This window comes from Larkinella punicea (assembly GCF_003334855.1).
GTDB classification, from domain to species: domain Bacteria; phylum Bacteroidota; class Bacteroidia; order Cytophagales; family Spirosomataceae; genus Larkinella; species Larkinella punicea.
Genome location: NZ_QOWE01000007.1, coordinates 117,924 through 139,977 on the forward strand (window position 1 = coordinate 117,924; position 22,054 = coordinate 139,977).

Consider the following 22,054-nt stretch of genomic DNA (forward strand, 5'->3'; position numbering starts at 1 on the left):
ACTAATCTCTAGAGTTTCTTTGAAACAAAGGTTCCCAAGTATCTGATTTAATAAATATCAAGGGCAAACTATTATTAGGAGTATTTGAATACAAAACTGTCAACCCGCCAGTATTTTTATAACCATATGGAGTAAGCTTTTTAATTGCTCCATCTGTCAAGCTACCTTTGACTTTTTTAAATGTATGTGACAAAAGTTCATATAATTGAATATTATTCGCAAACTTTGAAGTATCATCATTAACAAAATGTTCAGCATCTAAAGAAATTACAGGTTTAACAAAAAAATTACTATAGGAATTCATTTTTCTAATAATATTATCCAAACCATTGTGGCATATTATAAGCGGTACGAATAATACTTTAATTTCATTTTTTAATTCTGAAACAAATTTTAAAGAACTTAAAGCTTGAGTACCCGACCCAACAAAATCCTCAAGCAATACAATATATTTAATTCCCCTTTGTAAAATATATTCATCAAACTTATCATTATTATTAACGAAAAACTTCATAGACCTAATATCTCCTCTAAATGTATTCTTAGTGTCAATTTGGTTTACTTTGTAGAATTGATTTATTCTGAGGCTATCAGTTATTGGTAAAAACCAAACTGCATCCAATGCTGATTTTAGGTTTTCAATGTAATTAAGAGAATCAAAATCGGCGCCTATCTGATCAATTAACCATCTTTTAATAATTGAATTATATGCAGTACGATATAATGAAATAAACTCTTTGGAGCCGACATAAAAAATTCTAGTTGCTAATTCTAGCAATATCTTTTGGCTATCGTCATCTGAAATATTATTTATCCATTTTTCAAGCCTTGATGTAAAGTCTGGAAAAGGGCCCATAGTTGGCTCAAAATCATCAAACAGATTATTCCCTAAATATTCAAGAAGGTTATTATATAAAACATATTTGGAACCACCCTCCTCATTAGACCATTTTATAATTTTATCATTATGTTTTTGACTGCTCATATAGATAATATTTTTTCTTTTATAATATTTGCAATTGCACTTGCCATTGGTGGTGGAACAGCATTCCCAATCATTTTAAATTGTTGTTGCTTAGATCCATAAAATACAAATGAATCCCTAAAGCCTTGTATCCTAGCTGCTTCTCTTACAGTAAATCCTCGCATTTCCTCTGGATGCAAAAAATATCTTGCATCTCCAAATCTTGTATCAACTGTCATAGATGGTTTATTCCATTCTAACCTTTTGTAAAGACCATTAAAGGAGTGAATCAAATCATATCTACCCCCAATGACTTTAACATAACCTTTATTAACAAGCGAATCAAGAAATTGTATTGGTGAGAAATTTAATTTTGATTTTATATCTTCAATTAGTACTGGGTCAGCATCCCCATAATTTCTTATTCTTAACTTCCTCCTTAACTCTTTAATAACTCTTAATACTTGTTTCTCTTTTTCATTTGTATCCCCAAACACTTCTGGTATATCCCAAGTATGAATTATTCCATTACCGCCTCTGACATTACACAGTTTTTGACCAGGCTTTATACAAGTAATTATTTTTTCAACCTTTTCATCTTTAATGGGAAAATATACATCTTGATTAGGCAAGCCATTAATATTCATCAAAACATCTTTTAAAACTTTAACTGGTTTTTTTTCAATATCAAATGAAATACCGCCATCTCCTCTCCAAGCAATTAAAAAAACTCTCTTTCTGATTTGCGCTAGTCCAAAATCAGTTCCTTCACATTTAAGAAATTCAACATTGTATTTGTTTTCATTTAATAACCCAATTAGGTCATTCCAAAACTGCTTATGTTTTCCATTAAACGACCCCATAACATTTTCAGCAACAAATACTTTAGGAAGCAATTTTATCGCTATTTCCCCTCCAGCAATTAATAATTTATTTCTAGGATCATCCAACTTTCTAAGACCCGCTGTAGAAAACCCTTGACATGGAGAACCAGAAATCACAACATCAATTGTTGATTTTTCAAAATTTATCGGTAATGATAAACTACTCAAATCATGCTTATATATAGGACCATTAAAGTTATGTCTGTAAGTTTCAATCACAGAGTTATCTATATCAAAAGCGCCTTTAGATACAAAACCTGCCTGTTCAAAACCGTCATCAAATCCACCACATCCGCTGAATAAACTGAGATATGTTGGATTAGCAGCGTTCGCTTTAAATTCCTTCACTTTTGTTACAAATAATTAATGATTGGGAATATTTAAGGTGCGTTCTTTGAAGAGGGCAGAAGCAAAAATAGTCTGATTATAATAATCAAACATTAATTTCTTTTGTAGGCATCCAAAAATAAAGATTACCCCAAATTAGTAGCTAAAATACAATGCTGTTGGACTGAAAATTTTAGTACATATGGTACAAATCTGGGTACACTTTAACAAAAAACCCTCAAAACAGGCTGTTTTGAGGGTTTTTGCAGAGGGAGAGGGATTCGAACCCCCGGACCTATTACAGTCAACAGTTTTCAAGACTGCCGCGATCGACCACTCCGCCATCCCTCTGGGTCACTGATTGTGGGTGCAAAAGTAAGACGGTTTTTTTATTTTCCCAACACCCTCCGCCAAAATCCGTATTTTTTCCTTCCGATCCCCTAACTTGCCTTCCAAACCATCCGGGTATCAGCCCGGTCGACGGCTATGTGGCAGGAAGAAAACAACCAACTCACCCGAACCTTCACGTTCCGGGATTTCAGCGAAGCCTTCGCGTTTATGACCCGCGTGGCCCTCATCGCCGAAAAAATGGACCACCACCCCACGTGGACCAACACCTACAACCAGGTCTCGTTCCAACTCAGCACCCACGACGCGGGCAACACCGTCACGGAGAAAGACCGCAAACTGGCGGAAGCGATCAGTTCAATTTAGAATGATAGAATGAGTGAATGATAGAATAGCCTGCCGGGATCTTTGCAAACCATTCTATCATTCACTCATTCTATCATTCACTCATTAACCAAAAATGAAACTCTACCTCGTCCCCACCCCCATCGGTAACTTAGATGACATTACGCTGCGGGCGGTGAATGTGCTGAAGTCGGTGGATGCCATTCTGGCGGAAGACACGCGCACCTCGGGTTTTCTGCTGAAACACCTCCAGATCAGCAAACCGCTCCACAGCTACCACATTTTCAATGAACACCAGACCGTGCAGCGCGTCATTGCCCAACTCAAAGCGGGCAAAACCCTGGCGCTGGTGTCGGACGCCGGAACGCCCGCCATCTCGGACCCCGGTTTTCTGCTCGTGCGTGAGTGCATCAAACACGAGATTCCGGTCGAGTGCCTGCCCGGCCCCACGGCCTTTGTTCCGGCGCTGGTCAACTCGGGTTTGCCCGCCGACCGGTTTACGTTCGAGGGGTTTCTGCCCCACAAAAAAGGCCGCCAGACCCGGCTCGGTGAGCTGGCCGAAGAAACCCGCACGATGGTTTTCTACGAATCGCCCCACCGGCTGGTGAAATCGCTGACCCAGTTTGCCGAGGTTTTCGGCCCCGACCGACAGGCCAGCGTGTCGCGCGAGCTGACAAAACTATTTGAAGAAACCGTTCGCGGTTCGTTACAGGAAATAATTACGTACTTTGCCGAAAAAACGATAAAAGGTGAACTTGTCATTGTTGTCCAGGGGAAATCGTAAACGGCTCGCCCGCGCCTTTTACATTCTGCATTTTACATTTTTCATTTTACATTCCTCGTTCGCCCAAACCCTTTCCCCCCAGGCCAAAGTCAGCCTGATCACGGTGGCGCCGGGGGATGAATTGTATTCGTCGTTTGGCCACACGGCCCTGTGGATCAGCGACCCGATGTACGGCGTCGACCGGGTCTATAACTACGGCACGTTTGCGTCCTACGCCGACAATTTTTACGTCAAATTCCTGAAAGGCACCCTGCCCTATTACGTGTCGGTGTATCCCATGCCGAACATGATTTACGGGTCGCAGCAGGAAAACCGCACGCTCAAGGAGCAAATCCTGAACCTGTCGGATGCCCAGAAACAGCGGCTTTTTCAGCTTCTGGAAACCAACGCCCTGCCCGAAAACCGGGAATACAGCTACCGGTTTTATTACGACAACTGCGCCACCCGCCCGCGCGACATGCTCGTCAAAGCCTGTGGCGACAGCCTGCGGTTTGCCAACGTGGTCGATTCCACCAAGTCGTACCGCGACTGGATGAACGAGTACATTGCCAACCAGGCCTGGGCGCGGATGGGCATGAACCTCGGCATCGGTTATCCGGCCGACATCAAGGCCACGCCCTGGCAGGCCATGTATTTGCCCGACAATGTGTATACGGAAGTCGACCACGCCCGACTGATCACCGCCAACGGACAGGAAACACCGCTGGTGGCCAACAGTCTGATGCTGTTCCGGGCCGTCACGGCGGAAGAAACCAACGCGTTTCTGACGTATCTGCTTTCGCCGGATTTCTTCTTTGCGGTGTTGCTGGTGGTGGTTTTTCTGATCACGCGCCGTCAGCAACGGGCCAAAAAAGCCGGTTTCTGGCTCGACCGGCTGCTGTTTGGCTTCACCGGTTTCTGGGGCTGGTTTCTGGTTTTCCTGTGGTTCGGCACCGACCACGGCGTCACGACCTGGAACCCCGCGCTGCTGTTCATGATGCCGCTCCACGTGCCGCTGATTTTCTGGGTAACGCGCCGGGGCAATCCGCAAACAATCCGAACCTATTTCCTGTTGACGATGGTGTGTCTGGTGTTGTTCTTTTTGTACGCATTTTTTCAGGATTACCTCTACGGGTTTACGTTCTTTTTACTAACCTTGTTGTTTCGCGCGTTTTACCAATACCGCACGGCATCCACCCAAACCGCAGCGTCCACTTATGCCAGGTCCTGATATCCAATTGGCGGGTTTAACCCAGCAGATCACTGAAATTGCCCGGCAGGCCGGGGCATTCATCCGGCAGGAAAGGCTTTCTTTTTCCAGTGAACACATTGAATACAAAGACGTTAATAATCTGGTTTCGTACGTCGACAAAGAAGCCGAGAAGCTGATTGTCGAAGCCCTGCACACGCTGCTGCCCGAAGCCGGTTTCATCACCGAAGAAGGTACGATTGGCCAGAACGCCGACCGCACCGGCCTGAACTGGATCATCGATCCGCTCGACGGCACGGCGAATTTCATTCATAATCTCCCGGTTTTTTCGGTCAGCATCGGGCTGGCCGATGGCAAAACACCAATTGCGGGGGCGGTTTACGACATCAACCGCGACGAGTGTTACCACGCCTACACGGGGGGAGGAGCCTGGTGTCTGCGCAACGGCGCGGTCGATGAGCGCATCGCCGTGTCGCCCGCAACCCGGCTGAATGAAAGCATGATTGCCACCGGTTTTCCGTATTCCAGCATGGACCGCATCGAGCGGTATCTGGCCATTCTGGCGTCGCTCATGAAGCGCACCCACGGCCTGCGCCGGATGGGTTCGGCCGCCATCGACCTCGCCTACGTTGCCTGCGGACGGTTTGAAGCCTATTACGAATTCAACCTCAACTCCTGGGACATGGCCGCGGGCGTGTTGCTGGTGCGCGAAGCGGGCGGCATCGTCACCGACTTCAACGGGGGCGACGAGTTTCTGTTCCGGGGCGACGTGCTCGCCGGTTGCGCCATGCAGCCCGAACTGCTGGCCGTCATCGAGGAATACTGGAACAACGAAGGAACGCTGCCGATTCTTTAAAAACAAGGTTTTATGTCCGACACCAACGATCTCCGCTATCCCATTGGCCCGTTTACGTTCGGCCATACTTATACGTTCGATCAATCGCAGGAGCACATTGCCGCCATTGCGGTTTTTCCGCACAACCTCACCGAACTGGTGGGCCGCTGGGGCGACAGCCGGCTCGACACGCCCTATCGCCCCGGTGGCTGGACCGTCCGGCAGGTGGTTCACCACGTCGCCGACAGCCACATGAATGCCTACATCCGCACCAAACTGGCCTTGACCGAGGCCATTCCGACCATCAAACCGTATGACGAAAACGCGTGGGCGACCCTCCCCGACTACCGACTTTCCATTGCGCCGTCGCTGGTCATTCTGAGCAACTTACACCAGCGTTGGGTAGCGGTTTTAAACGATCTGACGGATGCCCAGCTCCAGCGGCTGTATTTCCACCCCGAAAGCAAAAAGCAGTTTTCGCTCGCCGAAGCCCTCGCCAACTATGCCTGGCACGGCGAACACCATTACCAACACGCCTACCAGCTCGCCCTCCGGAACCATTGGGTGTAGTTAAGAGTTAAGAATTAAAAGTTAAAAGTTGCGACACCGCCTATTTTTAACTTTTAATTCTTAACTCTTAACTACTTATGTTGGAACAACTCCTCATCGGTCTGATTTTTCTGGGTGCGGTGGCCTACCTCGGTCGTCGGGCGTGGAAGAGTTTGTTCCGGAAAGAGGCCGGTTGTGCGAAGGGATGCGGGTGCAGCACCGACACAAAAGTCGCGTCTGTTAACAAATCAGGGCGGTTACCAGTTAACTAATTGGTAGTACGTATTCCGGCCCAACATGACGAGTGACGAAAGCGGGGGAAGTCGATTCCCTTCTTATATTCCCATTACCACAATCCTGGCTTTGTTGATGGCGGGTATCTTTTCCTGCAAAAAAGTCAACCCTGAACCTCCCGCAGCCCGCAATTTCGATGATTCCCTGACGGCCGACAGTTCCTACGTGACGGCTCCGATTCTGTTTGAAATTTCTGAACTCGAAGAAAAAATCAACAAGGCACTCGGTGTGGTGCTGGTCGAAAAGGCCGAAATCAAAAGCGGAAAATCCCGGTCTTTAAACCTGCGCATCGAACGAAACGGGCCGATCAAGCTTGCTTTTGACGGCACCCGGCTGACATTCAGTGCGTCCCTGAAAATCTGGCTCAGCAACCCCCTGAATCTGCTGACCAACTCAAAAGATACCAGCAACCGGGTGTATAGCGCCATCGACGTGCGGTTTCGCAGCCCCCTGACGGTACAGGACAACTGGCGCGTGCAGACCCGCGTGGAGTTGGAAAACTACCGCTGGATTACCAAACCCCGGATTCGGGTGCTGGGTATAGACATCCCCGTTACCCGGCTGGCCGACCGCATTCTGGAGAAACGGCAAGACGGCATCGAGAACGCCATCGACAACGCGGTTTTTAATGAACTCCGGCTGGACCGCGAACTACAAACCGTCTGGAACGATATTCAGAAACCGCTGCTCATCAACCGGCAGTTTCAGCAGGTCTGGCTCCTTCCCCGCCCCTATGCCGTGCTGGTCGGGCCGATTCGCGGCAATCCGAAAACGATTGTGATTCCGATGCGGCTCAAACTGGGCGTCGATACGAAATTTGGTACCCGACCGGTTTACACGCCCCTGGCCCAACTTCCGCGCCTGCAGAAAGTGGCCTCGCTGCCCATGATGTCGCGGATCAACCTGCTGAGCCGCATTCCCTACACCCAACTGACGGCGGTTTTGAACACCTTGATCCGGGGCAAAAAACTCAACGTGATCAACCACCTGGTCAACATCGAAAAAGCGCATATTTACGGGGGTGAACACGCCCTCATCGTTCGGACGGACATCAGAGGAGCCATTCGGGGAAGTCTCTATTTTCGGGGTCGGCCGGCGTTCGACACCATCCGCAACGAACTGGTGATGAAGAACATCGACTACGACATGCATACGGAACAGTCGCTGGCGCGGGTCGCCGACTGGCTGCTCCACGATACGCTCAAAGACACCCTGCAGGCTACCCTGAAACTACCGCTTCAGGAACATTTCACCATGCTTCCCCATAAAATCGAGACGGCTTTTTCACGGGCCAAAGTGGGCCGCAAAGCCCGCATTGCCATTCCGAAATTTGAGCTAAAACCCAAGGCCATTGCCGTTCGGCCCGACGGTTTGTACATTCTTCTCCACGCCGATGCCGCGATGCGGCTTGAAGTTGTAGATTTGTAAACTGTAGACCTTAAACTTCACCCCCAACCCCCTAAAGGGGGCTGAAACATCCGGATTTTGAAGCCCCCTTTAGGGGGTTGGGGGCAAAAAGCGAAAGCACTTAACAGCCCGGCCCTTCAGGAGGTTGGGGGTAATCAGTTCACCAATGAGTTCAGAAAAAAGAGACCCGGAGCAATACGTCGATTTAGGGCATAGCGATGTGGAAAACCACCTCAAAACGCAGGTGGCTTTGTACGAAAAGCGATTGAAAGAAGGCGGTTCGGCCAACAAAGTGGCCGCGTTTTTTGCGACCAATCTGTTCGGTTTCGCCTACCACTACCTCAAAAGCCGCTTTGGCCCCAAAGCCGCCTACCAGTTTTACCCCAGCAACGGCGACGACGGCATTTATCCGCTGCATACCTACTCCGAAACCGTAACGATGGCGCTGGTGTCGGACTGGGCCACCGACACCCCCGAATCGGACCTGATCGGTCACCTGATCCGCGATCATGACCCGGATTACACCCTTCACCTCGGCGATATTTACTTTGTCGGCACCCCGGAGGAAGTGGCCACCAATTTTACAGACCCCGACGCTTCCTGGCATTTTGGCAAACACGGCAGTCTGGCGTTGTCGGGCAATCATGAGATGTATTCCAACGGTACGGCGTATTTCAAACACCTGCTCCCCGCCATGAAAATCCGGAAAGGGAGCCAGATTGCCACCCAGCAGGCCGGTTTTTTCTGTCTGGAAAATGAACACTGGCGGATTATCGGACTCGATACGGGCTACAACTCGACCAATCGCCCGTTGCTGGAAGTGCTGTTTAAACCCGACTGCAACCTGCGGAAAGAGCAGGTGCAATGGCTGACCGAAACCGTGAAGCTGGGCAACCCGGACGACAAACGCGGCATCATTTTCCTGAGCCACCATCCGTATTTCTCCTCGTTTCGCGACGATCACCCGGTGGTGGGTCGGCAACTCAAAACCATCTTCGGAGCTGCCGAACGGCCGGTTCTGTGGTTTTGGGGCCACGAACACCGCCTTTCGTTTTACAATCAATATGGTTTTCCGGACGGTATTAAAGCCTGGGGGCGTTGTGTCGGCCACGGTGGCATGCCCGTCGAAACCAATCCGCCGGACCAGGGCCATCTGGGCCAGCTTGTGTTCTACGACCAGCGCGTTCGGGAGCGCATCCGCCGTCGCGACGTCGGCTTTAACGGTTTCGCCCTGCTGTCCATCAACGGCCCGGCCATCGACATCAACTACATCGACCAGACCAACAAAACCGTCATCGCCGAACGCTGGACCGTCGACCCCACCGGCACTTTATCCTCCGAAATCATCAAAGTCCATCCGGATGTGACGAAATACTGAAGGAGTTATGAGTGAAGAGTTATGAGTTAAGAGTTAAGAGTTAAGTATGCGTAAGCCAACTCATAACTCTTCACTCTTAACTCTTCACTCTTTAGGGTTTCCACCGCCACAAATACCGGGATGCCAGTGTGCGGTGGGGGCGCCAGGGTTCGGCGATTTCGTGCAGGCGTTTGTAGAGCGCCCGGCCGGTTTCGGTCAGACCGTAGGCTTTCACCATCTTCTGTCGAATCACCAGATCATCGATCGGGAACACGTCGGGCCGATCCAGCACAAACATCAGCAACATCTCGACCGTCCAGCGGCCTACGCCCTTGATGGGCAGCAGGTATTGCACCACTTCTTCGTCGGTCAGTGGGCCGAGGTACTCATTCGTCATCGGGTTTTGCAGGGCAAATGCGGCCACACTTTGCAGATAGACGGATTTCTGGCCCGACAACCCCGCGCTCCGCAATTCCTCCGCCGACTTGCCTACCAACTGCTCCGGGTACGGATAGCCATCGGGAAACAGGGCCAGAAACCGGGTAAAAATGGAATCGGCGGCTTTTACAGAAATCTGCTGCGAAACAATGCTTTCCAGCAACGCCAGGTAAATCCGGTTTTGGGTCGGGTCTTCGTCGTACGCAAACGCCACTTTGGGCAAGGGCGTCGACGCAATAATTTGCTTTAGAATGGGGTCTTTGGCAAGATGAACGAGTGGCATGGAAAAGGTACTTTCTGGTGCTTGAATAGAAACAATAAAGATCGGAAGGAATGCGCAGACAGACACGGTTTCAGGCCGGTTTTCCGCTCCCCAACCGACCCGTATGATGGGCTTCTTTTGACGCTTCATCCCGAAGTTGTTACGGTTCAGCGGGTTGAAAATTGGGTGAGGCAGGGAAGTGCGGCAATTTTGTACTGTTCGAAAGAAAAAAGCCTATCCACACCACTTTTTTGTTCATCCACTCACTCTCATGAAAAAAGTTTTTAAAATTATCGGCTACGCATTGGGTAGCCTCGTTTTGCTGATCGCCGGTTATTGCACCTACGTAGCCGTTGTGGGCGTCCCGAGCTACGATCCGCCCACGATCCCGGAAATCACCGTCGAAAGCACCCCCGCCCGCGTGGCCCGTGGCGAGGTAATCGGCCAGATCCAGTGCCTTGCCTGCCACGCCAACAACGAAAACCGCCTGACCGGCAAATACCTGGGCGAAGTACCGGCCCTCTTCGGCAAGCTGTACTCTAAAAACATCACCCAGGACCTGGAAAAAGGCATTGGCAACTGGACCGATGGGGAATTGATTTACTTCCTGCGAACCGGCGTCCGGCGCGATGGCACCTTCGCTCCCATCATGCCCCAGTATCCCAACATGGCCGACGAAGACCTGAAATCGGTGGTAGCCTGGCTGCGCTCCGACCGCTTCCCGGTTCAGGCTACCAAGGAAGAAGCCCCGGAATCGGAACTGAGTTTTGTGTCGAAACTCCTGACACACACCCTGATGAAACCCCTCACCTATTCACCGGAACTGGTGTCGCTGCCCGACAGCACCGATCCGGTTGCGTGGGGCAAATATACCGCCGACGCCATCGGCGACTGCTATAGCTGCCATTCCGGCGACCTGATCGATCAAAACAAAGTTCATCCGGAAAAGAGCAAAGGCTATTACGGCGGTGGCATCGAAATGAAAGGCGAAGGCGGAAAACCGGTTATTACGGCCAACCTGACCTTCGACGAGCAGACGGGGATCGCCAAAAAATACACCAAAGAGCAGTTCATCCGGGTGGTGAAGCTCGGTGTTCGGCCCGACGGCTCGGTTCTCAAACAGCCCATGTTTCCACGCCCCATGCTGTCGGACAACGAAGTGGGCGCGATTTATGAATTCCTGAAAACCGTGCCGAAAATTCAGAACGACATCGCCAAAAAGAACGCAGAACTGCAACTGGCGGAGAAATAAAAACGGGGGTCGGCGGCCGCTGGTCAGACCAGCGGCAACGTTACCCGAAACTCCTGCCCGGTTTCTTCGATTTTCGGAACCGGCTGGCCCAGCATCTGGTATTTGGTCAGGATGTTGCTCAGGCCCACCCCGTTGGAGAGAATCCGGCTGGCTTTGCGCTGGAGGTTGTTGCTCACGATCAGATGCTGTTGCGCATCGGTCGTGAGCACAATCGTAAGTGGCTGTTCGGGCAGAATGATGTTGTGTTTGACGGCATTTTCAATCAACAATTGCAGTGTCAGGGGCGGCAGGTGCATCGTTTCCGTGCCGGGATAAATCCGGGTCACCAGCGTCAGGGCTTCGCCGTGGCGGGTTTTCAGCAGATGATAATACGATTGAATGAACTCCAGTTCGTTTTGCAGAGGCGTCAACGCGCTTTCGTTGCTGCGGAGCAAATACCGGTAGACCGAACTGAGTTCTTCGGCAAATACTTCGGCCTGCTGCGGGTTTTCGCTAATGAGTGCCGTCAGTGAGTTGAGGCTATTGAACAGAAAATGCGGGTTGACCTGTTGCCGAAGGGTGTCGAGCTGGGCCTGAAGCTGGGCTTTGCTCAGCGTATCGACTTCCCTGCGCGACTGCTGCCAGTGTCCGAAGCTATCCATGCTTTCGTAGGTGATAACCACAATCGCCACGATGATGGTGGTAAATACCAGACCCAGCAACAACCGGCTCATCTCCGGTTCGAAACCCGGCATCGCGATGAACCAGTAAACGAAAAACAGGACCCCGACGTGTAAACCGGAACTGAGGGAGCAAAACAGGAAGCGCCGGAAGGCGCGGCTTACGTATTGTTCAGGGTCAGGATGCAACTGGTTGATCCGAATGGCAATGCCATTGTTGACATACCAGGCTGTAAAGGACTCCAGAAAGGCTAACCCGGTCGCCAGCCCGAGGGTCGTCCAGCTTCGCCAATAGTCATTGCCCAGCAGCAGCCAGTTCAAAATACTGATATACAGTGGAACAACGATGATTTGTAAAAGCCAGTCGTATCGGGAATAGGCCAAAAGTTTCATAGGAAGCAGAAAGCAGAGCCGCTTTTCAAATCTACGAAATTCTTCAAATAGCACAAGACGGTTTTCCCAAACCATTCGAAACCGGTTTAGGTGTCATTTCGTTCAGACGAAAATATTCAAACAACCGCTGCCGTTGATCAAATTGATTGGGAACGTTAGACCCCCACCAACGATCAGGCCCCTGAAAGGGTTACCTCATTAGCCCCGGATAACATCCGGGGAATGGATGTAGGTATAACGGTGTACCAACCCTGAAAAGGTTGAATAGATATGACCCTTTAATGATATGACTCTTTCAGGGTCTTGATCGTTGGTGGTTATACGTCACCCGGATTGCATCCGGGGCTAATGATTGGACCCTTTCAGGGTCTGTTTCGCTGGCCGGGATCTCAATTGCATTCTCCGGATTGCATTCCCCGGATTCTATCCGGGGCTAATGATTGGACCCTTTCAGGGTCTGTTTCGCTGGCCGGGATCTCAATTGCATTCTCCGGATTGCATTCCCCGGATTCTATCCGGGGCTAATGATTGGACCCTTTCAGGGTCTGTTTCGCTGGCCGGGATCTCAATTGCATTCTCCGGATTGCATTCCCCGGATTCTATCCGGGGCTAATGATTGGACCCTTTCAGGGTCTTGTATGCGTTGGCGTGTGGGCTCATTTCGCATCGTGGAAAATAATGCCTAAGGTGTACCGGCTTCCGGAATGAACCGTGCTGACGCCGTGCTTCATCGTTACCCGGGCATATCCCCTCGTACCTTTTTTAGGTCTGAACTGCGTGGTAAAGAGCAGAACATCACCTTGTTTTGGAACCAAAACCGTCGCTTTGGACTGTGCCCGGGGAGCTTGTTCGGTTAAGACAAATTCACCCCCGAAATAGTCCACGCCCGGTTCGCTCAAAAAAACGACGGCCTGCAAGGGGAAATAAACATCCCCGTACAAGTCCTGGTGCATTGCATTATAGCCACCGGGACCATATTTTAACAGCAGCGGAGTAGCCCGACACTGCTCATTCCGGTGGCATTCATCCAGAAAACCGGTGTGTTCAGCGGGGTAGTGAATCCCAAGTTTCAACAAACTTGCCCACTCATTCGCAACCGGCGCAATGGCTTTGTAAATCGCCCTTCGCAGCGCCTGAATGGGTTCAGGAAGCGGATACTGGAAATATTTGTACTCTCCCTGCCCGTAGCCGTGACGCTCCATCACGACTGTTTTTCGAAAATGACCCGGTTCGTCGTACAACGCCTTAAGCGACTGGCATTCGTCCTGAGGGAGTACCTGAGGGAGGAGCGCAAAACCGTTCGCATCGAGCGATTCGCGCGCATCATCCCAGTTCATTTGATCGATTCTCATTCTACGGTCTGTTTTATAAGGATTTGTTTTCTCTTGTCTAACTTCTTACCTCGACCGTTTATTTCCCGGCATAAGCGGCTTCCCAGCCTAGCAAGGCGGTTTTTCGGGTAGCGCCCCAGCGATAATTCCCAAACAAACCGGTTTTTCGGATGACGCGGTGGCAGGGAATCAGATAGCCCACGGGATTGGAGCCGATGGCCGTTCCGACCGCCCGCGAAGCGGCCGGCATACCAATCGCTGCAGCAATCTGGTCATAACTCACCACTTGGCCTTCCGGAATGCGCAACAGGGCTTCCCATACTTTCAGTTGAAACGGTGATGCCTTGACCAAAACCCGCAACGGTTTTCGTTCGGCATCGGTAAAAATCGTGTCGGCCAGCGGGCGAAGCATTGCGGAATCGGGCAGGATCGTCGCTTCGGGCCAATCGGTGGCGAATCGGTTGGCGATGCTCATGGCGTCGGTTGGTTCGGCTTCTTCCAGGAACTCCAGCCGACAGATTTTATCGCCGATCGTTCCGAGCAGATACGGCCCAAACGGGCTTTCAAAAACCGCATACCGGATCGTCAGGCCGTCACCCGCCTGTTTGAACTGACCGGGCGTAATCCCTTCCAGGGCCACAAACAAGTCGTGCAACCGCCCCGTACCGGACAGCCCGGCCTCGTCGGCGGCTTCGGCCAGGGTGAGACCACTCCGCAACCGTTCTTTGGCAAAATCGAGGGTTAAATACTGTAGAAATTTCTTGGGGCTAACGCCAGCCCAGTCCGAAAATAACCGTTGAAAATGGTATTCACTGAGGTTGGCACGGTCGGCCACATCGGCCAGCGAAGGTTGCTGACGAAAGTTTTCGGTCAAAAACTCAATCGACCGGGCAATCTGCTGGTAGGTGGGATTGGCTTCTGTTTCGTACATGAGTGTTGTCGTTTGCATGAAACAAAATTACCCCACAAACCCCACCGACGAAACCCGATTCTTGCGAACTTTTCCCGGACTTACTGCTTGATAAACCGGCGGGTATAAAACTGGTGTTCCGTCCTGAACAGGATGATATACACGCCTTTCGCCAGGGTCGAAACGTCGATCTGATGCTGCTTCCCCACTTCCAATTGCCGGGTTTGCAGCGGCTGACCCGCCAGGGTAATGATCCGGGCCGAAAGGGTTGAGTACGGCAGATCGGGAACGCTGATCGTCAGCAGCTTGTCGGCCGGCACGGGGTAAATTTTTGCCAGATCCGGCTGGTGCTTACCCATGATCTGTTCCAGTTCATTGAAGAATTTCGTTTTAGACATTTCTTTATCAGACGACGTGATCCGGCCACTGATCCGTTGATCTTCCCGAACGACGTAGGTACCGCAGCCGCCCAACTGATAATCACCGTTTCGCTCATCCTGATAATACGCGTTTTCAATCCGGTCGAGGATGAGAACAAGTTTATCGCCTTTCTTAAAGCCATTCGTGTAGAGTCGGCACATGAACCCCGGATCACCCCACACCCGAACCACGGATTTCTCCTCGCTCCCGTTCAGCACTTCGAGAATTTTTACATCCATGCCGTGAGCCTCATGGTCCCGGACTTCCGCCCGGACAATCAGCACACCCGGCTGCCAGGCGGCTTTCTCCGCAATGGTGAAAAACGATCCGCCATCCATACAGCTACACGCCTGAACGTCGGTTATCCAACCCAACCCCGCTCCCACCATCATCACCAGTAGTAGTATTCGTCTCATCGTCTCTCCGTTTTTTTGAGAGAGACTCCAATTCGGCCGGATTGGTTGGAATCAGTTTACGGTTTACGGTGGCTGACGCGTGCTTCATGCGTCAGCCACCGTAAACGAATACCGTAAACCGATCTTTACCCTTTCACACTGATCAGCGCCCCCGCTTTGATTTCATCGACCACTGCCGGATCCAGCAGCGTCGAGGTGTCGCCCAGACTCCCGGTTTCACCTTCGGCAATTTTGCGCAGAATCCGGCGCATGATTTTTCCGGAACGGGTTTTGGGTAATCCGCTGACAAACTGAATCTTGTCGGGTTTGGCAATCGGGCCGATCACGCGGCTCACCGTCGCCAGAATGTCCCGCTTCATCAACTCCGCATCGCTGTGCGACACCTGACTTTCGGCGATGACATACGCATAAATGCCCTGTCCTTTGATGTCGTGCGGATATCCGACCACGGCACTTTCCACCACGCCGGTGTGCATGTTGATGGCATTTTCTACCTCGGCGGTTCCGATGCGGTGGCCCGACACGTTCAGCACGTCATCGACCCGACCCGTAATCCGGTAATAACCGTCTTCGTCGCGTAAACAGCCGTCACCGGTGAAATACAGTCCTTTGTAGGTGCTGAAATACGTTTGCTTGCACCGTTCGTGGTCGCCGTAGGTCGTGCGGATGATGCCCGGCCACGGAAACTTGATACACAGATTTCCGCTCACGCCGTTGCCTTCGATTTCCTGCCCGTTTTCGTCCACCAGCAGGGGCTGAACACCCGGCAGCGGCAGGGTGGCATACGTCGGCTTGGTTTTCGTTAGTCCGGCAATGGGCGAAATCAGAATACCGGCGGTTTCGGTTTGCCACCACGTATCGACAATCGGACAACGGTTTTTGCCAATATGGTCGTCGTACCAGTGCCAGGCTTCTTCGTTGATCGGCTCGCCCACCGAGCCCAGCACTTTGAGTGAACTCAGGTCGTGGTTTTCCACTTTTTCCAGCCCAAAACTCATCAGTGAGCGGATCGCGGTTGGGGCGGTATACAGAATATCGACCTTGTATTTATCGACAATGTCCCAGAAACGACCGTTGTCCGGCCAGGTCGGAACGCCCTCGAACAGCAGCGATGTTGCCCCACAGGCCAGCGGACCGTAAACGATGTAACTGTGTCCGGTAATCCAGCCAATGTCTGCCGTACAGAAATGCACCTGACCCGGTTCATACTGGAACACATTCTGGAAAGTATAGGCCGTAAAGATCATGTAGCCTCCGCAGGTATGCACAACGCCTTTGGGTTTGCCCGTCGAACCGGACGTATAGAGGATGAAGAGCATGTCTTCGGCGTCCATTTCTTCGGCGGGGCATTCGGCGGTGACCTGCTTCAGTTCCTGCTCCATCCAGACATCCCGGCCCTTGATCATGGAAACCGGGGTGCGGGTGCGGGTCAGCACAATCACCCGTTTAACGCTGGGGCACTGCACGAGCGCATCGTCGACGGTTTCCTTCATCGGAATTTCCTTATTTCCGCGATAGGCCCCATCGGACGTAATGACCAGACGACACTGCGCATCGTTGATCCGGTCGGCAATGGATTGAGCCGAAAAACCGCCAAATACCACGGAGTGAACGGCACCGATGCGGGCGCAGGCCAGCACCGAAATGGCCAGTTCCGGCACCATCGGCATATAAATACAGACGCGGTCGCCTTTACCAACGCCGTTGCGTTTCAACACGTTAGCCATCCGGCACACCTGATCGTGCAACATGCGGTAGGTCAGCGTAACGCCGGCTTCGTGCGGGTCGTTGGGTTCCCAGATGATGGCAGGCTGATCACCGCGCTCAGCCAGATGCCGATCGAGACAGTTTTCGGTAATGTTGAGTTTACCCCCCACAAACCACTGCACATTCGGTTCTTCAAAATTCCATTGAAGCGTTTTCTTCCACGGCTTTTTCCACTGAAAATTCTGAGCGATTTCAGCCCAAAAGCCCTCGGGGTCCTCGACGCTGTAGCGATACGCTTCCTGGTACTCGTCAAAGGTTCGGATTTGAAAATTCATATGCTTGAAATACTAAAGTTCAGGCCGCTAAACTACACTAATTTGCTCTAATTTTTATCGTATTCGCCCTGCCAGGCATACCGCCCGAACAACGCCAGACCGGCGGTGATGGGAAAAAAAATGACGACAATCACCAGCCAGAACACATAGTCTTCCGCGCTGGCGGTATCGGACGTCAGTTTCTGGATGGTTTGATACGGTAACCCGATCATCAGGGCGAGTCCGGCCAGCATACAAACCAGACCGAGTACTTTTTTTATGGCATTCATTGCGGGAAGGGGTTAGTCGTCAGCGGTTTTGTACTGTTTTTTGTCGATGTATAAAGCCCCGATCACGAAGCAAACGGCGGCTATACCAATCGGATACCACAAGCCCTGTAAATAAGCTTCGAGCGTGTTTGTCTTCTTCGCCGTTTCAACGAGACTCGTTGCGATAAACGGTGTCAAACCGCCAAAAACGCCGTTTCCAATGTGGTAGGGCAACGACATGGACGTATACCGGATCCGGGTCGGAAACAACTCGACCAGAAAAGCCGCAATGGGGCCGTAGACCATCGTCACGTAGAGCACCTGGATGAAGACCAGAACGGTCATTAGCCAGAACGACTCGTCTCCCAACGTCACTTCCTTCACCACCGCCGTGCCGGGCGCGGCACCGGTTTTGGGTTGGGTTTCCCGGTACATCGTGCCGTCGTCAAAATAAGAAACCGACGAAATCGTGGCATTAAATTCTTTCGTATCCCCGATTCGTTCCTGTTTGGTTTCGATGCTTCGCCGGAAGGTCTGCTCGTTTTTCTGCGTCAGGTCGGCCAGGTTGTACATGGCCCGGTAAATGGGTCGATACGTCAACACGCCGAGCAACATACCGGCCAGCATGATGTTCCGGCGGCCGATGCGGTCGGACAAACCGCCAAAAATGACGAAGAACGGCGTCGCCACCATCAGCGCAATGGCAATGATGTAGTTCGACTGCGCAAACTCGACGTTGCAGACTTTCTGAATGAACGACAGGGCGTAAAACTGTCCGGTATACCAGATAACGCCCTGCCCCGCCGTGGCCCCAAACAAGGCCAGCAACACCATTTTCAGGTTGGCTTTTTTGCCAAAACTCTCCTTCAAGGGGTTAGTCGAGACTTTCCCTTCGCTTTTCAGTTTCTGGAAAATAGGTGATTCCGACATCTTTAACCGGATGTAAATCGAAACGCCGACCAGAATGGACGACAGCAGAAACGGCACCCGCCAGCCCCAGCTCGTGAAGGCGTCGGTGCCCATCGCCTGCCGGGTGAGCAGAATGACACCCAGCGAAACGAACAGGCCGAGCGTGGCCGTTGTCTGGATAAAACTGGTGAAATACCCCCGCTTTCCATCGGGCGAGTGTTCGGCTACGTAGGTAGCCGCCCCACCGTATTCACCGCCTAACGCCAACCCCTGAACGAGCCGGAGCAGCAACACCAATGCCGGTGCCAACATGCCGATGGTTTCATAATCCGGCACGCAGCCAATCAGAAACGTGGACCCGCCCATCAGCACGAGCGTCAGCAGAAAGGTATATTTTCGACCCACGATGTCGCCCAGCCGACCGAACACCAGCGCCCCAAACGGCCGCACAATGAAACCGGCCGCAAAGGTCGCCAGGGTGGATAAAAAACCGGCGGTGGGATTGTCTTTCGGGAAAAATTGGGCGGAGAGAATCGTTGCCAGACTGCCAAAAATGTAGAAGTCATACCACTCGATGAGAGTGCCGACCGAGGAGGCCGTTATGACCCGCCAGACTCCGGTTGCTTCGGAGGGTGCGGATTGTTTGATACGCATGTACTGTGTAGGGGTTTGGAATGCGGCATAAAAAAGCAACTTAAACCGCTTTTTTCCTAGACCTCTGCGAAAAAGGAGTGTTTTTAGGCTGAAAAAGGGGTTCAGTACCTGAATTGCAAATCCTGAATCTGTAAAAAATAGCAGCGTTATATTCACCTGAACATAACGAATCGTTATCTTTCAGCGGAAATAACGCCTGGTATGAAATCCTTCTTCGTTTCGCTCCTTCTGATCGCCCAACTTGCCGAAGCCCAAAGCCGGTCTGACAGCACCCGTTTTCAGCGGGATTCGCTCCGAAAAATTCAGTTGAACGAAATTGTGGTGACGGCGTCACGGGTGCCGGAATCCATCCTGAAATCGCCCGTGAGCATCGAACTCCTCGATGCGCGGCAAATCCGGTTGTCGGCGCAGCCGTCGTATTTTGATGCCATTGAAAATCTCAAAGGTGTTCAGTTGCTGACCTCCAGTCTGGGCTTTAAAGTGTACAACACGCGCGGCTTCGCTAATCCGACCAATGTCCGGTTTGTGCAGCTCGTAGACGGAATGGACAACCAGGCTCCGCACATCGGAGCGCCCATCGCCAATGCCCTCGCGCCCTCGGATCTGGACATTCAGCAGGTCGAAATTGTGCCGGGAGCGGCTTCGGCGCTGTATGGTATGAATGCCCTCAACGGATTAGTGCAACTGATTACCAAAGACCCTTTTACGTCGCAGGGGCTGAGTATGAGTCAGAAAACCGGGGTGAATCACGTCAACGATCCGCTTGTTTCGGCGAAACTGTACAACGAAACCAGTCTGCGGTATGCCCGAACGCTCGGTTCCCGGTTGGCGGTCAAACTGAACCTGACGTACCAAAGTGGCTACGACTGGATTGCCCGCGATCCGGACGACCTCAATCCCGGAGCCAATGCGTCGCTGGGATTGGTCGGCGCCGAAAATCCCGGTCAGGATCGGATCAATGTCTACGGCGACGAATCGGCCAACCGCCGGACGCTGACGCTCGATGGCAAGAAATACGTCGTTTCCCGAACCGGTTATTTTGAAAGTGAAACTGCCGATTTACGGCTCCACAATCTGCGGGGCGATGTGGCGGTTTTGTGGCGTATCCGTCCCCAACTAACGGTTTCATACCAATACAAAGCTGCAACCCTCGCTACGGTGTATCAGCGCACCAACCGCTTTCGACTGGATGAGTACCGGCTCGACCAGCACGGCCTGACGCTTGAATCGCCGTCGGTCCACTTCCGCGCCTACCGAACGCACGAAACGACCGGCGAATCCTACAACATTCGCTCGATGGCGGAGAACATCGAGCGGTCGTTCAAGTCAGATAATCAATGGTTTACCGACTTTTCCAACCACTTTCTGGCCGCTACGAAAACCGGGCAGCCCAGTTCCCAGGCTCTTCAAACCGCCCGCACCATCGCCGATCAGGGACGACCGCAGCCCGGTTCGGCCGCGTTCAATGCGCAGGTTGACAAGCTTCGCCAAATCAACAATTGGGACATCGGAGCGGCATTGCAGGTGCAGTCGTGGTTGTATCACGCAGAGGGTCAGGCCGAACCAACGAAAGTGCTTTGGTCGGGTTTCCGCGAAAAAACCGGCCTCAACCTGCTGGCGGGTTTCGACTACCGGCAGTACGTCGTTTTCCCGGATGGCAATTATTTCATCAATCCCGAAGAGTCGGGACAGAATGTGATTTATTACAAAACCGGCGGTTTTCTCCAGGCATCGCGGTCGTTTTTTCAGGAGCAGTTGAAGCTGACCGGCTCAGTCCGGGTCGACAAAAACCGGTATTTCGACGCCCGGCTGAACCCGCGGGTGTCGGCGGTTTTTTCGCCCGGCGAACGGCACCATTTCCGGGCATCCTACCAGACCGGCTACCGGTTTCCGTCGCTCTTCGAAGCGTTTTCCAATGTCAATTCGGGGGGTGTGAAGCGGGTCGGGGGCTTGAAAATCATGTCGCAGGGCATTTTTGAACGCTCCTATTTCCGGACATCGATCGATGCCTTTCAGGCCGCCATCAACACCGACGTCAACACGAACGGACTGACGACCGAGCAGGCCATTCAGAAAAATAAAGGATTGATTCGGGCCAATACCTACACGTACCTCAAACCCGAGCAGGTCAACAGCATGGAGGTGGGTTACAAGGGGTCATTCTTCGAAAACCGCCTGTCTGTTGACGTCGATTTTTACTACAACGTGTACCGGAATTTCATCGCCCAGGTCGAAGCGAATGTTCCCCAAACCCGCAATGCGGATTCGCTGGCCTATGCCCTGGCCGACCGCTCCAAACAGGATCGCTACCGGCTCTGGACCAACTCCAAAACGAGGGTATTCAATTCCGGTTCGAGTCTGGGAGTCCGGTATTCGGCGGGTCACAATTGGGTTCTTTCGGGGAATGCGTCACTGGCTCAACTCGACCACACCGACCGGGGCGACGGACTGGAAGAAGCGTTCAATACCCCGAAATGGATCACCAATGTGGGAATCGCTAACCCAACCCTCTGGAAGAACCTCGGCTTTTCGATGCATTTTAAATACCAAAGTTCGTTTCTATGGCAATCTTCCCTGGCAACCGGCCGGGTTCCCGCCATCCATACCGTTGACGCCCAGCTTCGTTACGATTTAACAAAACCCGGCTTGTCGTTGAAAATTGGTGGTACCAATCTGCTAAACCGCCCCTATACCACCTTCGCAGCCGGACCCAGCGTTGGCGGATTGTATTATGCGACGGTGGTGGTGAGGGTATTGGAGAAATAAAAAAAGGAATGTAAAATGCCAAATGATGAACGCCAAATGTAAAAGTAAGGAGCACCAGCCCACTTTTGCAT

General features: G+C 51.8%; 20 protein-coding genes and 1 tRNA gene. 10 read left to right on the top strand and 11 right to left on the bottom strand.

From position 1 onward, the window contains the following. Position 1: 1 nt before the first annotated feature. The 3 genes from DUE52_RS10065 to DUE52_RS10075 form a co-directional block, all read right to left on the bottom strand. Positions 2-985 (bottom strand): phosphoribosyltransferase-like protein, encoded by a 984-nt coding sequence (locus DUE52_RS10065; RefSeq protein WP_114405880.1) that lies wholly within the window; start codon positions 983-985, stop codon positions 2-4. Then, positions 982-2,196: a DNA cytosine methyltransferase gene (locus DUE52_RS10070; RefSeq protein WP_114405881.1), complete on the bottom strand. Its 1,215-nt coding sequence runs from the start codon at positions 2,194-2,196 to the stop codon at positions 982-984. The genes DUE52_RS10065 and DUE52_RS10070 overlap by 4 nt, the downstream gene beginning before the upstream one ends. Positions 2,197-2,441: 245 nt before the next feature. Further along, positions 2,442-2,526 (bottom strand) — tRNA-Ser (locus tag DUE52_RS10075). A gap of 135 nt (positions 2,527-2,661) precedes the next feature. Between DUE52_RS10075 and DUE52_RS10080 the strand changes: the two genes are divergently transcribed. From DUE52_RS10080 to DUE52_RS10115, 8 genes are all read left to right on the top strand, one after another. Beyond that, positions 2,662-2,889: a 4a-hydroxytetrahydrobiopterin dehydratase gene (locus DUE52_RS10080; RefSeq protein ID WP_114405882.1), complete on the top strand. Its 228-nt coding sequence runs from the start codon at positions 2,662-2,664 to the stop codon at positions 2,887-2,889. A 94-nt stretch (positions 2,890-2,983) separates the two neighbouring features. Further along, positions 2,984-3,652: a 16S rRNA (cytidine(1402)-2'-O)-methyltransferase gene (rsmI, locus tag DUE52_RS10085; protein WP_114405883.1), complete on the top strand. Its 669-nt coding sequence runs from the start codon at positions 2,984-2,986 to the stop codon at positions 3,650-3,652. Then, positions 3,618-4,862: a lipoprotein N-acyltransferase Lnb domain-containing protein gene (locus DUE52_RS10090; RefSeq protein ID WP_114405884.1), complete on the top strand. Its 1,245-nt coding sequence runs from the start codon at positions 3,618-3,620 to the stop codon at positions 4,860-4,862. The genes rsmI and DUE52_RS10090 overlap by 35 nt, the downstream gene beginning before the upstream one ends. Next, complete coding sequence (locus tag DUE52_RS10095; protein WP_170315686.1) at positions 4,849-5,697, top strand: inositol monophosphatase family protein; 849 nt, start codon at positions 4,849-4,851, stop codon at positions 5,695-5,697. Before DUE52_RS10090 ends, DUE52_RS10095 begins: the two co-directional genes overlap by 14 nt. A gap of 12 nt (positions 5,698-5,709) precedes the next feature. Beyond that, a complete protein-coding gene (locus DUE52_RS10100) occupies positions 5,710-6,246 on the top strand; it encodes a YfiT family bacillithiol transferase (protein ID WP_114405885.1) in 537 nt (178 codons plus the stop codon). A 77-nt stretch (positions 6,247-6,323) separates the two neighbouring features. Beyond that, a complete protein-coding gene (locus DUE52_RS10105) occupies positions 6,324-6,497 on the top strand; it encodes a FeoB-associated Cys-rich membrane protein (RefSeq protein WP_229312126.1) in 174 nt (57 codons plus the stop codon). Positions 6,498-6,522: 25 nt separating this feature from the next. Next, positions 6,523-7,947, top strand: a complete 1,425-nt coding sequence (locus tag DUE52_RS10110; RefSeq protein ID WP_114405886.1) for a DUF4403 family protein — start codon at positions 6,523-6,525, stop codon at positions 7,945-7,947. A gap of 145 nt (positions 7,948-8,092) precedes the next feature. Further along, complete coding sequence (locus DUE52_RS10115) at positions 8,093-9,304, top strand: metallophosphoesterase family protein (RefSeq protein WP_114405887.1); 1,212 nt, start codon at positions 8,093-8,095, stop codon at positions 9,302-9,304. A 91-nt stretch (positions 9,305-9,395) separates the two neighbouring features. Here the strand turns inward: DUE52_RS10115 and DUE52_RS10120 are convergent, their stop codons facing one another. Further along, positions 9,396-10,004 (bottom strand): DNA-3-methyladenine glycosylase family protein, encoded by a 609-nt coding sequence (locus DUE52_RS10120; protein WP_114405888.1) that lies wholly within the window; start codon positions 10,002-10,004, stop codon positions 9,396-9,398. Between the two features lie 250 nt (positions 10,005-10,254). On the opposite strand from DUE52_RS10120, the gene DUE52_RS10125 reads away from it, so the two are divergent. Next, entirely contained in the window at positions 10,255-11,235 is a 981-nt protein-coding gene (locus DUE52_RS10125) for a c-type cytochrome (protein WP_114405889.1), read from the top strand. 23 nt (positions 11,236-11,258) lie between these two features. Here the strand turns inward: DUE52_RS10125 and DUE52_RS10130 are convergent, their stop codons facing one another. The 7 genes from DUE52_RS10130 to DUE52_RS10160 all read right to left on the bottom strand — a co-directional run bounded on the left by DUE52_RS10130 (position 11,259) and on the right by DUE52_RS10160 (position 19,217). Beyond that, positions 11,259-12,287 carry a sensor histidine kinase gene (locus DUE52_RS10130; protein WP_114405890.1) on the bottom strand — a complete coding sequence of 343 codons (1,029 nt, stop codon included), beginning with the start codon at positions 12,285-12,287 and terminating at the stop codon, positions 11,259-11,261. A 656-nt stretch (positions 12,288-12,943) separates the two neighbouring features. Continuing rightward, a complete protein-coding gene (locus DUE52_RS10135) occupies positions 12,944-13,639 on the bottom strand; it encodes a 2OG-Fe(II) oxygenase (RefSeq protein ID WP_114405891.1) in 696 nt (231 codons plus the stop codon). A gap of 58 nt (positions 13,640-13,697) precedes the next feature. Then, a complete protein-coding gene (locus tag DUE52_RS10140; RefSeq protein ID WP_229312127.1) occupies positions 13,698-14,567 on the bottom strand; it encodes a methylated-DNA--[protein]-cysteine S-methyltransferase in 870 nt (289 codons plus the stop codon). Positions 14,568-14,629: 62 nt separating this feature from the next. Then, a complete protein-coding gene (locus tag DUE52_RS10145; RefSeq protein ID WP_114405893.1) occupies positions 14,630-15,364 on the bottom strand; it encodes a T9SS type A sorting domain-containing protein in 735 nt (244 codons plus the stop codon). A gap of 125 nt (positions 15,365-15,489) precedes the next feature. Further along, entirely contained in the window at positions 15,490-17,406 is a 1,917-nt protein-coding gene (gene acs / locus DUE52_RS10150; RefSeq protein WP_114405894.1) for an acetate--CoA ligase, read from the bottom strand. Positions 17,407-17,453: 47 nt separating this feature from the next. Further along, positions 17,454-17,675, bottom strand: coding sequence for a DUF6814 family protein (locus DUE52_RS10155; protein WP_114405895.1), 222 nt, complete (start codon positions 17,673-17,675; stop codon positions 17,454-17,456). Between the two features lie 12 nt (positions 17,676-17,687). Next, positions 17,688-19,217: an MFS transporter gene (locus DUE52_RS10160; RefSeq protein WP_114405896.1), complete on the bottom strand. Its 1,530-nt coding sequence runs from the start codon at positions 19,215-19,217 to the stop codon at positions 17,688-17,690. A gap of 201 nt (positions 19,218-19,418) precedes the next feature. On the opposite strand from DUE52_RS10160, the gene DUE52_RS10165 reads away from it, so the two are divergent. Then, positions 19,419-21,983, top strand: a complete 2,565-nt coding sequence (locus tag DUE52_RS10165; RefSeq protein ID WP_114405897.1) for a TonB-dependent receptor plug domain-containing protein — start codon at positions 19,419-19,421, stop codon at positions 21,981-21,983. Positions 21,984-22,054: the final 71 nt, after the last annotated feature.

Coding starts and splice junctions, on each gene's coding strand:
- DUE52_RS10065 (WP_114405880.1), bottom strand. CDS start 985: ATGAGCAGTCAAAAACATAATGATAAAATTATAAAATGGTCTAATGAG.
- DUE52_RS10080 (WP_114405882.1), top strand. CDS start 2,662: ATGTGGCAGGAAGAAAACAACCAACTCACCCGAACCTTCACGTTCCGG.
- rsmI (WP_114405883.1), top strand. CDS start 2,984: ATGAAACTCTACCTCGTCCCCACCCCCATCGGTAACTTAGATGACATT.
- DUE52_RS10095 (WP_170315686.1), top strand. CDS start 4,849: ATGCCAGGTCCTGATATCCAATTGGCGGGTTTAACCCAGCAGATCACT.
- DUE52_RS10100 (WP_114405885.1), top strand. CDS start 5,710: ATGTCCGACACCAACGATCTCCGCTATCCCATTGGCCCGTTTACGTTC.
- DUE52_RS10105 (WP_229312126.1), top strand. CDS start 6,324: ATGTTGGAACAACTCCTCATCGGTCTGATTTTTCTGGGTGCGGTGGCC.
- DUE52_RS10110 (WP_114405886.1), top strand. CDS start 6,523: ATGACGAGTGACGAAAGCGGGGGAAGTCGATTCCCTTCTTATATTCCC.
- DUE52_RS10115 (WP_114405887.1), top strand. CDS start 8,093: ATGAGTTCAGAAAAAAGAGACCCGGAGCAATACGTCGATTTAGGGCAT.
- DUE52_RS10120 (WP_114405888.1), bottom strand. CDS start 10,004: ATGCCACTCGTTCATCTTGCCAAAGACCCCATTCTAAAGCAAATTATT.
- DUE52_RS10125 (WP_114405889.1), top strand. CDS start 10,255: ATGAAAAAAGTTTTTAAAATTATCGGCTACGCATTGGGTAGCCTCGTT.
- DUE52_RS10130 (WP_114405890.1), bottom strand. CDS start 12,287: ATGAAACTTTTGGCCTATTCCCGATACGACTGGCTTTTACAAATCATC.
- DUE52_RS10135 (WP_114405891.1), bottom strand. CDS start 13,639: ATGAGAATCGATCAAATGAACTGGGATGATGCGCGCGAATCGCTCGAT.
- DUE52_RS10140 (WP_229312127.1), bottom strand. CDS start 14,567: ATGCAAACGACAACACTCATGTACGAAACAGAAGCCAATCCCACCTAC.
- DUE52_RS10145 (WP_114405893.1), bottom strand. CDS start 15,364: ATGAGACGAATACTACTACTGGTGATGATGGTGGGAGCGGGGTTGGGT.
- acs (WP_114405894.1), bottom strand. CDS start 17,406: ATGAATTTTCAAATCCGAACCTTTGACGAGTACCAGGAAGCGTATCGC.
- DUE52_RS10155 (WP_114405895.1), bottom strand. CDS start 17,675: ATGAATGCCATAAAAAAAGTACTCGGTCTGGTTTGTATGCTGGCCGGA.
- DUE52_RS10160 (WP_114405896.1), bottom strand. CDS start 19,217: ATGCGTATCAAACAATCCGCACCCTCCGAAGCAACCGGAGTCTGGCGG.
- DUE52_RS10165 (WP_114405897.1), top strand. CDS start 19,419: ATGAAATCCTTCTTCGTTTCGCTCCTTCTGATCGCCCAACTTGCCGAA.